Origin of the sequence: Rossellomorea sp. KS-H15a (assembly GCF_024195245.1) — a bacterium.
GTDB lineage: Bacteria > Bacillota > Bacilli > Bacillales > Bacillaceae_B > Rossellomorea > Rossellomorea vietnamensis.
The window spans coordinates 1,074,897-1,087,836 of the sequence record NZ_CP096886.1 but is presented as its reverse complement, the minus strand read 5'-3'; the positions used below and the strand labels follow the sequence as shown (position 1 = coordinate 1,087,836).

Annotated in this window: 16 protein-coding genes; 10 read left to right on the top strand and 6 right to left on the bottom strand. The window is 44.4% G+C overall.

Translation table 11 applies throughout. From position 1 onward, the window contains the following. Together M1J35_RS05440 and queF are read right to left on the bottom strand one after the other, a co-directional pair. Positions 1-849, bottom strand: coding sequence for a YitT family protein (locus M1J35_RS05440; RefSeq protein ID WP_034761197.1), 849 nt, complete (start codon positions 847-849; stop codon positions 1-3). A gap of 252 nt (positions 850-1,101) precedes the next feature. Continuing rightward, positions 1,102-1,599 carry a preQ(1) synthase gene (gene queF / locus M1J35_RS05435; protein WP_254652941.1) on the bottom strand — a complete coding sequence of 166 codons (498 nt, stop codon included), beginning with the start codon at positions 1,597-1,599 and terminating at the stop codon, positions 1,102-1,104. A 347-nt stretch (positions 1,600-1,946) separates the two neighbouring features. Between queF and M1J35_RS05430 the strand changes: the two genes are divergently transcribed. The 3 genes from M1J35_RS05430 (at position 1,947) to M1J35_RS05420 (ending at position 3,786) form a co-directional block, all read left to right on the top strand. Further along, positions 1,947-2,597, top strand: coding sequence for a cobalamin B12-binding domain-containing protein (locus M1J35_RS05430; RefSeq protein WP_224521444.1), 651 nt, complete (start codon positions 1,947-1,949; stop codon positions 2,595-2,597). Between the two features lie 110 nt (positions 2,598-2,707). Next, positions 2,708-3,205 carry a hypothetical protein gene (locus tag M1J35_RS05425; protein WP_224521445.1) on the top strand — a complete coding sequence of 166 codons (498 nt, stop codon included), beginning with the start codon at positions 2,708-2,710 and terminating at the stop codon, positions 3,203-3,205. A 23-nt stretch (positions 3,206-3,228) separates the two neighbouring features. Next, complete coding sequence (locus M1J35_RS05420) at positions 3,229-3,786, top strand: beta-class carbonic anhydrase (RefSeq protein ID WP_224521446.1); 558 nt, start codon at positions 3,229-3,231, stop codon at positions 3,784-3,786. 420 nt (positions 3,787-4,206) lie between these two features. Here the strand turns inward: M1J35_RS05420 and M1J35_RS05415 are convergent, their stop codons facing one another. After that, positions 4,207-4,929, bottom strand: a complete 723-nt coding sequence (locus tag M1J35_RS05415) for a 5-formyltetrahydrofolate cyclo-ligase (protein WP_254652940.1) — start codon at positions 4,927-4,929, stop codon at positions 4,207-4,209. Positions 4,930-5,029: 100 nt separating this feature from the next. Here M1J35_RS05415 and M1J35_RS05410 point away from each other — a divergent pair, with 100 nt between their 5' ends. Together M1J35_RS05410 and M1J35_RS05405 are read left to right on the top strand one after the other, a co-directional pair. Next, entirely contained in the window at positions 5,030-5,482 is a 453-nt protein-coding gene (locus M1J35_RS05410) for a DUF2269 family protein (RefSeq protein WP_224521448.1), read from the top strand. 362 nt (positions 5,483-5,844) lie between these two features. After that, positions 5,845-6,288, top strand: coding sequence for a GNAT family N-acetyltransferase (locus M1J35_RS05405; RefSeq protein WP_254652939.1), 444 nt, complete (start codon positions 5,845-5,847; stop codon positions 6,286-6,288). 49 nt (positions 6,289-6,337) lie between these two features. Here the strand turns inward: M1J35_RS05405 and M1J35_RS05400 are convergent, their stop codons facing one another. Next, complete coding sequence (locus M1J35_RS05400; protein WP_254652938.1) at positions 6,338-6,670, bottom strand: phospholipase; 333 nt, start codon at positions 6,668-6,670, stop codon at positions 6,338-6,340. A gap of 152 nt (positions 6,671-6,822) precedes the next feature. Between M1J35_RS05400 and M1J35_RS05395 the strand changes: the two genes are divergently transcribed. Then, positions 6,823-7,326 (top strand): peroxiredoxin family protein, encoded by a 504-nt coding sequence (locus tag M1J35_RS05395; protein WP_254653689.1) that lies wholly within the window; start codon positions 6,823-6,825, stop codon positions 7,324-7,326. 40 nt (positions 7,327-7,366) lie between these two features. Here M1J35_RS05395 and M1J35_RS05390 read toward each other — a convergent pair whose 3' ends face one another. Further along, complete coding sequence (locus M1J35_RS05390) at positions 7,367-8,278, bottom strand: phosphotransferase (RefSeq protein WP_254652937.1); 912 nt, start codon at positions 8,276-8,278, stop codon at positions 7,367-7,369. Positions 8,279-8,387: 109 nt separating this feature from the next. Between M1J35_RS05390 and M1J35_RS05385 the strand changes: the two genes are divergently transcribed. Together M1J35_RS05385 and aldA are read left to right on the top strand one after the other, a co-directional pair. Beyond that, a complete protein-coding gene (locus tag M1J35_RS05385; protein WP_224521452.1) occupies positions 8,388-9,410 on the top strand; it encodes an NADP-dependent oxidoreductase in 1,023 nt (340 codons plus the stop codon). A gap of 176 nt (positions 9,411-9,586) precedes the next feature. Then, positions 9,587-11,035, top strand: coding sequence for an aldehyde dehydrogenase (aldA, locus tag M1J35_RS05380; RefSeq protein WP_254652936.1), 1,449 nt, complete (start codon positions 9,587-9,589; stop codon positions 11,033-11,035). A gap of 223 nt (positions 11,036-11,258) precedes the next feature. Here aldA and M1J35_RS05375 read toward each other — a convergent pair whose 3' ends face one another. After that, positions 11,259-11,492, bottom strand: a complete 234-nt coding sequence (locus M1J35_RS05375) for a hypothetical protein (protein ID WP_034761169.1) — start codon at positions 11,490-11,492, stop codon at positions 11,259-11,261. A 217-nt stretch (positions 11,493-11,709) separates the two neighbouring features. Between M1J35_RS05375 and M1J35_RS05370 the strand changes: the two genes are divergently transcribed. Then, on the top strand, positions 11,710-12,510 hold the full coding sequence (locus M1J35_RS05370; protein WP_254652935.1) for a VLRF1 family aeRF1-type release factor: 801 nt from the start codon (positions 11,710-11,712) through the stop codon (positions 12,508-12,510). Between the two features lie 114 nt (positions 12,511-12,624). Next, positions 12,625-12,912: a hypothetical protein gene (locus M1J35_RS05365; protein ID WP_254652934.1), complete on the top strand. Its 288-nt coding sequence runs from the start codon at positions 12,625-12,627 to the stop codon at positions 12,910-12,912. Positions 12,913-12,940: the final 28 nt, after the last annotated feature.

The following is a 12,940-nucleotide window of genomic DNA, read 5'->3' as shown; positions in this document are numbered from 1 at the left end:
CTATGCTAATCGTTTAAAGTTTTGTCCAAGGATTTCATTCATCGTGTGAACCGTGATGAATGCACGTTTATCAATTTGGGTGATGAAGCCTTTCAGCCTGGAGAAGTCCTTGCGTCCAAGGATGGTCGTGATGACTTCCTTTTCATCGGACGTGAACGCTCCTGTTGCCGTATGGATCGTCGCCCCTTTTCCAAGCTCGTGGACGATGTACGACTTGATCTCATCACTGTAACGGCTGATGATTACAATTTCTTTATTTGAATTGAACTGCTGCAGTGCATAATCAATGACCAGTCCGTTCAGGATGACCCCGAAGAATGCGTACATTCCGACTTGAGGTCCGAATAGGACGGCTGAGGACAGGGCGATGGATAAATCCGCCAATAATACGCCTCTGCCTACATCTATATTGAAATATTTATTAAAGATCAGGGCCACGATATCCGTTCCACCCGTTGATGCCTGCTGGTTGAACACAATCGCCATTCCGGTTGCGGCAATGCATTGACCGATGATCAATTGAATCAAGATATCATCACTGAGTGGCGCGCTCATCGGAGCAACTGTCTCGAGTAACCAGACATAGAATGAAAGCGCGAAACTCGCGTAAATCGTTTTCGCTCCGAAATTAAACCCAAGAAATATCACACCGACAATAAACAGAATCACATTGATGATAATCATGAACAGTCCAAGGGACATTCCCGGGAACAGATCGTTCATGATGATCGACAATCCACTGACTCCCCCTGTCGCTAAATTATTAGGCGATAAGAAAAAATGGACATTCACCGAAACAAGAAATGCCCCGAGATTCATCATTAGGAAGGAAAATATTCTTTGTCGCATCACCGCAACCTCCTTTTTCTTTAAAATTTATTGGTTTTCCGTAAATAGTTGAACAACGGGATTATAAAGCCCATCGAGACCCTTTGTAAAGGGAATCCGGTCAAAAAAATAAGGTTTAATAATTGTGAAAATTGGAAGGGTTTGCAGATGTGATGAGGGCAATGGTAAGGTTTACTGACTTTATTTCTGGGTAAAAGAAGAATTTTAGCTTCTATTAAAAAAACGATCCCACTCAGGGATCGTTTTTACACTTTATCGATTATCAATTTTCTCCGGATACAAGTCATGGTTCATCAGACGATGGTCGGCCATCGTCTCATATTTCGTACCTGGCTTTCCGTAGTTGCAGTATGGATCGATGCTGATCCCTCCACGCGGGGTGAATTTCCCCCATACTTCAATATAACGGGGATCCATCAATGTGATGAGATCGTTCATGATGATGTTCATGCAGTCTTCATGGAAATCACCGTGATTACGGAAGCTGAACAGATAGAGCTTGAGCGATTTACTTTCCACCATCTTTTCACCAGGGATGTAGCTGATATAGATGGTAGCAAAATCCGGCTGACCTGTTTTCGGGCAGAGACTGGTGAATTCAGGACAGTTGAATTTCACAAAATAATCCCGGTTCGGATGCTTATTGTCGAATGCTTCCAAAATGTGTGGAGCATACTCGAACAAGTAATTTGTCCCTTGATCCCCTAATAATGATAAATCTGTTAAATCTTCGTCTTTTCTTCCTGACATGTAAAAAATCCTCCCCTTCAGAGTGCCTCGAATGAAGGAGGACATAGCATTAGCCTAAGAATCGACATAACAGGCGGGTGAATTGAAAAAATTGTTATATCCTGTTATGCTTGAAGGATAACATGTTTAAGAAAACCCCATGGTAGATTCATAGAACCATAGTTTTTTATAGAGGGTTAATGCTATGAACCTCTCTCAGGTACGTGAGCGATAATGAGTGTTACAGAGGTTATATTAAATAAGAATTTTGGGAAAGTCAATCCAATTATAGGTTGAAATTTGCAGCAGGAATTTCGATTCTATCTATGGAATATAGTAATTGGTATTTTTGCTAGGAGTGATGATATATGAATCAGCTGGTCAAGGCTTTCACCAAGTCTATTCTCGCTGGAGACGTGCCTGCATTACTGGAACTGCATTCGTCTTCCATTGATTCAAAAATAGATAACTTTACTTTTTACGAAAAAATCATTAAACCATCTATGTATAGAATTGGTGAACTTTGGGAGAAAAATCAAATTACCGTTGCAGATGAACATTTAGCTACTGCAACCCTTAAATATTTACTTGCTACTATTTTTACCCATCAAGAGGCTTTAGAAAACCAACCTAAAGCTCTTTTATTTTGTATCGAGGGTGAACATCACAGTTTGGGACTGGAGCTTGCGAACGAAGTATTCAAAGAAAAGCAATGGAATACCCGTTACTTGGGAGCCAACGTCCCTGTCAAAGATGCATTAACCTTCATTAGCGTCTGGAAACCCCATGCCATTGGAATATCCATTGGTATGACGACGGAACTGACCCGATTAAAAGAGTGCATCCAAGAAATCAGAGCGCATCATAAGGAGATTGATATTCTCGTCGGTGGCAGACTCGTCTCCCACTATTCTCTTGATTTCTTGGAAAAATCAAAAGTGACAAGCTTTTATGACTTGTTGGAACTCAATGAGTATCTCGACGATATGTCCAACGGGCTTGTTTCCTTGAAGGGCTAACTCCTTAATCACATGCAGCCGACAATAAAAGGTTCCGGTATTCGTACCAATCGTCTTGATTTACGAGACGCAAGAGTGACGTCCGGAACCTTTCTCTAAGGAGTGATCATGTGGAAAATTTACACTTATGCCCTATCCCGTATCTTTTACTCGATAGGCAGTTTAACTTAATAGATGCTTCAAATACCGGCTATGATTTTTTGATGCCCGGCGAAAACTTCATGTCTATTGTAGAAGAAGAAAGTTCACCAAAGTTCGCCCGGATCATTCACAAACAGCCAAAAGGCGAAATGGAACTGAATCTAAAGAAAAACGATTCCTTCGAACTATTCGACATCTTCTTCCAGTTTTCAGATGTTCAGCAGTATTTCCATGTTGCCCTTATTGCCAAGGATCATCAATACAAAAAAGTATCCGAGCAAATGAACGGTTTATTCGATTTGATGGGTAATCCCGCTTATTCGAGAAAAGAACCGAACCTGACAGAAGTACTTGCAAAAATTTCTTCATTATATTTAAAGCTTTCCAATACATCTGATTGGAATCGGCAAGAAATTATGGATAAAATAAAAGAGATTGAATTTCACATTCAACGAAATGTGAAATAATTTTATTTTATAGGAGAGACGATATGACTTTATTAACGAACATACTTGATTACAACCAGCAATTTGTAGAAGAACAATCGTATGAAGAATACCGGACCACCAAATTCCCGGACAAACGCTTAGTGATTCTTACCTGTATGGACACTCGTTTAGTAGAGCTGCTCCCTAAATCCATGAACATGAAAAACGGAGATGTCAAAGTCGTTAAAAATGCAGGCGCTATCGTAAGCCACCCATTCGGAAGCATCATGCGCAGCCTGCTTGTGGCAGTCTACGAACTGCAGGCAGATGAAGTGATTGTCATCGGTCATCACGACTGCGGCATGAGCGCCATCAACAGCGACAGTATCCTTGACAAAATGAAGGAACGCGGCATTACGGAAGAAACACTCGATACCGTCAACTACTCCGGAATCGACCTTCACGACTGGCTGAAAGGCTTCAGCTCCGTACAGGAAAGCGTCGCCCACAGCGTCGACATGATCAAAAACCATCCATTGATGGACAAAAAGATCCCTGTTCACGGACTTGTGATCAGTCCTGAAACCGGGAAACTTGATTTGGTAGTTGAGGGGTACTAAGAAAAGCGGAGGCGGCTTGGGCAGAGGCGACAAGCATAAGATGAATGGTCCGAGAAGGCGGCTTTTGGCCTTCTTGGACCATTTAGCTTATGACCTCGAGCCTCTAGCCGCCGGAGCTGGACAATAAGAAAAGCGGAAGGGGCTCGCACTGGGGCGACAAGCATAAGGCGAGTAACCCGGAAAGGCGCTTTTTGCCTTTTTGGGTTACTTGACTTATGACCTCGAGCCCCAAGCCCCTGGAGCTGGACATGTAGAAGAGCGGAGGCGGCTTGGAAAGTTCGGACAAGCATAGCTTCTAAAAAACCATGAAGGCGAATTTCGCCTTCATGGTTTTTTCATATCCCTTGTGTAGGGACGGACCTCTAAATTCGGCAACATTGAGACGAGAAACGCTGTCATATCAAGATTTTCAACAGCAATTCAGAGGTCCGTCCCTCTTCTAAATCCCTTCAATTCTTTGAGGATCGGCATGCTTTCCATTTCGTCTTCGGTTACGTGCTCCCACTGGATGCCATCTGGTTTTGGATAGGGGGTGTTGGTTTCGGTGATTCCTTCTTCTGTGATGATCCAGTCGACTGCAAGGTCATAGGAATCTCTTGGAATGTCGTCCCCTACCAGCTGTTCACTGTTTATCGTCGTGATGACCGGCACCGGTTTGTTTCCGATTTCCCGCAGGATGGCATACTCCCGGTCGGCGTACCCCTCCCCTTTTCCAAGTCTTCTTCCATCGGGGTGAATGGCAACGGAACCGACCACGATGAGGTCAATACTTGGAATATCTGTCAAAGGCACCACTTTCCCGTATGTATTCATATGCTTGATGCTCGCTGCTTTCCTTTCCTCTCCCGCTGGAACAGAATCAGGCTTGATCATGACAAACCCATCCTTCAACCTTGGTGTCGGAATGAGGAGCGTTTTGCCATCCTTTAGAATCGTTGCCCGTAGAGGAAGCTGCGGGGCATCGGGATTTACTTTCACCACACTCGCCGTCTTATAGATGTCCATACTCTGCACAAATGATGCAGCTTTCTCCGCCCCTTTGAAATTCGGGATCCTTCCCACTAATGGAAAAGGAAACCGGCCCAATTTCTTTTCTGTCAGCGCATTCCATACTTTATGTCTGATTTCATCTTTCACACTCATACTTTTTCCTCCCCTTTTTTTCAAAAAAAACCTGGAAACAGGTACTATTTTACTATACAATGAAATCTGTTCAAAATTACCTAATATGGAGGTGAATAACATGTCATTTTACGAATTATTGGTTCTTGTCCATGTGATTGCAGCGGTCGCCGGCCTTGGCGCAAGCTTCTCGATGCCTGTCGTGATGAGAACACCTGAAACATCACATCAGGCGAAATTCTCTTTAGATCTCAGTAAAAAAATTGAGACCTTTGCAAAAGTGGGCAGTATCGTACTCCTCATTACCGGTCTGATTATGGGCATCATCAACCCGTATCTATTCAAAACCGGCTGGTACATTGCTTCCATCGTGATTTACATCGGTGTCCAGTTCATCGTTGCCGGTATCATGCCGAAAAAAGTAAAGCAGATGGCCGAAATCATCCACAGACACGAAGGTGAAGATGTCCCTGAATCTTACGGAAAAATCAACTCAGAATTAAAACCATACAACATCATTATACATAGTGCCGCCATTATTCTTATTATCTTAATGTCTATCAAACCGTTTTAATCTGAGTCTCCGGCCTGCTTTTAGTGCAGGCTGGTTTTTTTATGTAAAGTCGCCGAATCTAATTTTACCATTATTTGTATTTTAACGCATATACACTCATAAATGACGCAATTCTTTGGAAAATGACGCAATAAATTCTAAAATGACGCAATTATCCAAAAAATGACGCAAAAACTATAAAAAGTCGCATATATCCCTACTTTCTTTCACCTGACCGGATGCCCCAATCCCCTTTGAGCCCCAATCCAGTCTTTTTTTCGTTTTAAACTCCTCTAATCAACACTCCTGACCACTTCATATTAAACCTCACCGTCATGTTCTTCCCCACCGTTCATAAAATAGTGTATGGAAGGAGGAATTGGATGAAGGTATGTCGTGCTCGCCTTTCAGACCTGGAAGGACTTGTGGAACTTTTTAATGCTTATCGTATGTTTTATCATCAGAAGTCGGATCCCGTTGGAGCGAGGCAGTATCTTGAAAAACGTCTATCACATGATGAATCAGTGATCTTTGTCGCCATTCACGAGGATGAATATGCAGGGTTCACCCAGTTGTATCCATCTTTCTCCTCGGTTTATATGGAACGGATCTGGAAGCTGAATGACCTTTATGTTTCCAAAAAGGTTCGCAGACTGGGTGCCGGCCAGCTGTTACTGGATGCTGCGAAGGAACATGCGGTGCAAACCAGTGCAAAGTCGCTTATTCTGGAAACGGACCGGGACAATATACAGGCTCAGGCATTGTATGAGAAGAATGGTTATGTAATGGAAGAAACGGTTTACCATTATACCCTGAAACTAAAATAATTTCTTCAAACCAAAAGAAGGTCCGGTGAGGGACGGACCTTCTTTCACGTTAGATCCAAGCCCCCCTGCACCGGCCCCTCCCACATCGATTCCCCTGGCACTTCACCTTCGTCTGCAGCTGCATGTATTGATAGAAGAGGAAAGCATGTCGCCCTTTTCGTGTATGCGGGTCGATTTCACCCTCCAATTTCTTCATGAACATCCGATCACACTCACATGTCGGGCCATACCGGTCATAACAAAGGTCATGGGCTTTGCAAGCGGCATCCACCGAATTAACGGGTGCCCCCGGTCCACTGCATCCCGGCCCGCACCACTTGTATTCAGGGAAAATACATAGTTTCGGTCTGTTGTTATTTCTCATCGTTTTCTTCCTCTCCATTCATGATCTGCACATTTGTACGTTTTATTTCTCACCAAAAGGGAAATACACCTTATGAAAGAAAATTACATTACTATACTGTATGTGATGGCAAGAGGTCGGGTTTGTCCTAACGCCTATTTGACAAATAAGAAAACACTTAGGAGGAATGAATAATGGCTTTTCAATTAAATGATAAGGTACCAAATTTCACGCTCCCCGCAGTTTCTGGTGAAACGTTCTCGTTTGAGGATCATCAGAAGGAACATCAAAGCTGGCATCTCATTGTGTTCTTCCGCGGATCTTGGTGTCCGGTATGTCAGGAAGAGTTAAGGGAGCTTCAAGCGAACAAAGAATACTTCGAGAAACATAATGTGCACTTATTGACGATTTCGAGTGATAAGATGGCCGATTTACAGGAGTTCGCCAATAAAGAAGACCTGACCTTCCCTGTATTAGCCGACGAAAAATTAGAGGCGATCAAAGCCTATGATGTCTTCTATCATGGCGAGGATGCCCCTTATGAAGATCATGGCCAGCATGGAGAACCGGCTTATTTCCTAGTGAACGAAAAGGGACAGGCCATGTACCAACAAAGACAAACGAGTCCTTTCGGCCGTCCCCATGCCAATGAACTACGTAAAATCGTGAAATATATTCAAAAGAATGTGAAGTAAGAAGCAATGCCGGGTTGACGGAGGAGTCAACCCGGCTTTTTCATGTCAAGGCAAGCTCCAGACTGTTCCGGGCTTCCAGCACTGTATGAGGCTGCCTTTCATGGTAGCCGTAAAGAAGTAACACCACGTTCGTATAAACCGCTTTGAATCGGGCGTAGGCCAATTCTTCCTCCCCAACCTCTCCATATTCATTTAAAAACTGGATCCTTCCTTTAGGAGTGAGAAAGCTGTAGATCAAGTTTAAATCAATGGCACGATGACCAAGATGGACATCCCCCCAATCCAGGATCCCTGAAAGGATGCCACCATCGTCCACCACAATGTTTTTAAAGTGAAGGTCACCATGTACCAATGTGGTTTCTTCAGGCAAAGCCTTCCTGGGCAGGTTATGAAGATACGTCTCTAATTTATCCATTTGATGGAATAGATTGAGATCTTTGATTTCATCTTTGTTTTTTTCCAATACGGGTTGCCGCTTTTCAACATCCAACCGAGACAGCTCGTCATAAGGAACCCCTTGTTTTTCTGCTGCCTCCACACTCGTTCCGTGAAGTTTTTTAAGGAACCGCGCCAATGCAACGGCAGACTCGCCCTCTCTCACCACAGAGGCCGCCCGGGACGGGATGGTCCCATCCACAAAGCGATAACCGAGAAATGGCCACTTGTATTGAGACGAAGGCTTGCCGTAATAAGCCGGAACCGGTATATGAAGGACCCCACCGCTATGTTCAAGTAGTGGCAAGAGCTTTCCTTCCGTTTCCAAAAGCCTTACAGCGATCTCCCTTCTTGGGAACCGGAAAACCCAATCGTTGTTTACGTTCATGACCGTATTGTCAAAACCATAATCCATAATCTTGATGTCAGCAGGAATCAAATCCGGGAACTGGGACTCGATCAACTTTTTAGCCTGACAAGTAGTGACAGCTACTTCTGCGTCCCATACATGCGCCATATTACCCCACCTTTCTCAAGTGTTATTCTTTGTAGAATCTAAACTGATTGTGATAAGTTTCAATTAATCGGAAAAAATGAATAGAGTCAAATTCTAAGGAGGAATTGTTATGTTACCTGAAAAACAGCAGCAAATTCAATTAGTCTCCCGACCAGAAGGAATGCCTGTAAAAGAAGATTTCCTTTATAAAGAAATCGATGTGCCACAGCCTTCAAATGGGGAAGTGCTTGTCAAGACGATTTACCTTTCTGTGGATCCTTATATGCGCGGAAGAATGTCTGATGCCAAATCGTATGTTGAACCTTTCAAGCTAAACGAGGCATTGGCCGGCGGAGTGGTAGGAGAGATCGTGGAATCAAAATCTGAACACTTCCAAAAAGGGGACTTCGTAGTCGGCATGCTTCCTTGGCAGGAGTATTCCGTTGCGAAAGAGAAAGAGGTCCGCACCATCGATCCGGATGTCGCACCGATTTCCACATACTTAAGTATCCTTGGAATGACAGGACTTACTGCGTATTTCGGACTCATGGACATCGGTCAGCCGAAAGAAGGAGAAACCGTCGTCGTGTCCGGTGCTGCAGGTGCAGTCGGCTCAGTCGTAGGGCAAATTGCGAAGATCCAAGGTGCCCGTGTCGTCGGGATTGCAGGATCTGATGAAAAAGTCAGCTACCTGACGGATACTCTCGGATTTGACGAAGGCATCAACTATAAAACCACAGACAACATCTATAAAACGTTAAAAGAAGCATGTCCGGATGGTATCGACGTGTACTTTGAAAACGTCGGTGGTGAAATCGGAGACGCTGCCCTTAGTTTACTAAATAAACATGCACGTATACCAGTGTGTGGGGCTATTTCGTCTTATAATAAAACAGATCGTGACCTTGGACCACGTGTTCAATCAAGACTGATCAAATCAAGCGCACTCATGAAAGGCTTTGTCGTCAATGACTACAACGACCGCTTCAAAGAAGGCGCAACAAAGCTTGGGGAATGGCTGTCCCAAGGAAAACTCCAATACGAAGAAACCATCACAGAGGGCCTCGACAACGTAACCGACGCCTTCCTAGGACTCTTCCAAGGCAAAAACATCGGCAAACAGCTCGTTAAAATCGCCGAACCATCTAAATAAGCCCTTTTGAGGGACGGACCTCCATATTCACACCCAAAACCCTGATACATCAACATTCAGGTAGGTGAGAGTGGTGTCCGTCCCTCTTCTTTTGCACATCCCTATGTTTACACCTCCCCATCGGACGGGAAAAGAAAGAGATATGTGAGAAATCAGTTCTTGAAGGAGGAAATAAAGTGGAGAAGTATCAGATGTATGTGAATGGTGAGTTTGTTGATAGTATGTCGAAAGAGACGTGGGATGTGATTAATCCGGCGAATGAGGAGACGATTTCTTCTATTCCGCTTGGTACGGAAGACGATGTCAACCACGCCGTGGATGTTGCCCATACGGCATTCCTTTCGTGGAGCAAGGTTCCTTCCAAGGAACGGGCTTCATATTTATATAAAATTGCTTATAAGCTGGAGGAACGCCGGGATCAATTCGTTCAGATGCTGACAGATGAAAACGGGAAGACCCTTGCAGCTTCCGAAGGAGAAGTCGACCTTGCCATCGAGTATTTCCGCTACATGGCGGGCTGGGCGCTCCGCTACGAAGGAGAGATCCTTGAGAGTGAGCGTTCGAACGAGAACATCCTCGTCTATAAGAAGCCGATCGGAGTCGTTGCGGGAATCGTTCCATGGAACTTCCCGATGTTCATCCTTGCCAGGAAAGTGGCACCTGCACTCGTGACAGGATGTACAATCGTTCTGAAGCCAAGCCAGTATACTCCGAACACTGCCTGTGAATTTGCCAAAATCATAGATGAAGTGAAACTGCCTAAAGGAGTATTCAATCTGGTGACCGGAAAAGGCTCTGATATCGGAAATCCAATGTCCAGTCATCCTAAAGTACGCATGGTTTCCATGACGGGAAGCTACCCGGCAGGCTCTAAAGTGATGGAGGCAGCATCCAAGTCCATCACGAAAGTGAACCTGGAGCTGGGAGGTAAAGCCCCGGCCATCGTCACCAAGCATGCCAATATCGACCTTGCCGTCGAAAAAATCAAAACGTCCAGGATCACGAACTCAGGCCAGGCGTGTACGAACGCGGAACGCGTCTATGTGCATGAGGATGTGGCTGAAGAATTCATCCAAAAGATGACCGATGCCATGAAAAACACAACGGTGGGGGATCCGACAAATCGTGATAATGATATCGGGCCTCTCGTCAATAAAGACCGCCTTGAAACCGTGACGGAAATGGTCAACACCGCCGTCGAAAACGGAGCCAGAGTCCTTACGGGTGGGAAACCGGTTAACGTGGAAAAAGGCTTCTACTATGAACCTACCATCCTTGTCGATGTGAAGCAGGAGATGGACATCATCCAGGAAGAAATCTTCGGACCAGTATTGCCGATCATGACGTACAAGGATTTCGATGAAGTGATCGAGCTTGCCAACGATACGGAGTATGGTCTTTCGTCTTCGATTTTCAGCGAGAACCTGCATGAGATCATGAGAGCCGCTAACGAGCTTCGATACGGGGAAACCTTCGTCAACCGTGAAAACTTCGAAGCCATCAATGGATTCCATGCCGGCCGTGGGCAATCTGGAATCGGTGGAGCTGACGGGAAACACGGACTGAATGAATACCTTGAAACACATGTTGTTTATCTCGAGTACGATGAAAACTACAAGGGTTAACAGAACGAAAAGCCTGGCCTCGGGTCAGGCTTTTTTATTATGATACATTTTCCCAACAAAAAAAGCCCTGCAATTCAGGACTTTTTAATAAACGGTATATGAGACACTTAAGAGATGATAAAGAAATTCGCCAACGCAATTAATAATAGAATGATTGCAACACCGGAACTCATCCATAGAATATCATTAAAATCCATTTTCAAATCAGCCATTTTATCTTTATTTAGCAACGTACTTCACTCCCTTGAAGATTTTCAATGAAACCGATGACTTTAAAGAGGGACAAGTCCAGTTTAGGATTGGTCGATGTAGAACAATTCGAACACTCTATCTGATTTACATTCATTGTCGAACGGAACTCATTCGAACAACGCGTACACTCCAGTATATGTAAATCCTTTGTCTTCCCTTTCCGATCAAATTGAATGCGCTCTCTTCCCTGGTTAATATAGCTCATGTTTTTTCTCTCCCGTCGAATGTTATTTAGTACATATTTACCCGGTGTAAAGAACATAAAACATGATTTATCTGATTTCTTGGAGAAAAGATGGACAGAGGAACATTGCAGCTGTTTACCCTTTGCCCAGATGAAATTCCCTTTTTTTACAAAAAGATGTTTAAACACCTCCTCCACCGTTTATATGAAAAGTAACGATCCGATAAGGAGGAGTTCCATGTCTTTAAGGAAGACCATCAGTGTGTTGGAAAACTTATACTTACAGAAGCCGGACAAGTTATTGACAATCTATTTAAATACCGACCGCAGCGATCCTGATCAGCAGGGTGGGGAGTGGAAGATCGCCCTCAAGAATGGGTTCAATCGACTCGAAGAATATCTTGAAAGCGCACCGGAGGAAAAAGAAAGGCTCCAAACCATCCGGCCGAAAGTGGAGAACCACGTGCATAGCCTTGAACGCGAGCTGCCCAGGAGTTTCATCATTTTCGCTTCTGCGGATAGCGGGATCTGGGAAACATTTGAACTTCAGGTGCCTGTGGAAACGAATTTCTACTGGGAGGAGAATCCTCATCTTGACCAATTGAAGGCTCTGCATAAAGAGCATCCTTATACGGGGCTCGTGCTTCTTCAACAAAATCAAATCAAAATCCTCACTTCTGTGTTCGGAGAAATTCAGTCCAGCGAGTTCATGGAATTCGATCTGGAAACCGATGACTGGCGTAAGCACGAAGGCCCGCATCATGCTGATGTCAGCATGGGAAGCGGCGGCGGAAAAGCCAATCAGCAGGAGGAGTACGAAAACCGCTTGAAAGCCAATCAACAACGTTGGTGGAAAAGTCTCGGCAGCATCCTCGACAAAAAAGCAGCCGATGAAAAATGGGAACGAATCATCCTGGTCGGGGATAAAGAGGAAGCCGCTGTACTGGAAGAAAGCATGAATAAAGAAGTCCATGAAACCATCGGAAAAAACTTATTGAATGAAAATGAACATAAAGTCGTGGAGAAAATACTGGCATAACCTTAGCGTCCACCGTCCTTTATCCGGACGGTGGATTTTTGTTGGATAATCCTCCACTCAAACAGGCACACGTCCCCCCTTCGTTCATACACTGAGATAAGGAGGTGTGTGTCCGTGCTTTCACGAATAAAATGGCTGTCCTTTTCAATTGAATTATTTCTCGCTGTCCCCATCTTTGGTAATATCGCCGGAGAATCGATTCCTTTTCTCCTCTGTTTAATAGCTCTGTGGCATGCGAGCGTATTGTACATTTCCAGGTCGGAAGATCAGCCGATCCTTGGCAGTCTCCTTGGAATTATTGCTTCCTTCCTGAACTTCTTCCCGATTATCCGATTGATTGCCCATGCAATCACTGCAATTGTCCTTATCTTTGAAATTCAGAAGGCCCCCGGGATGGAATGACCAAGTAAAAAGGATGGTTCTCGAAATG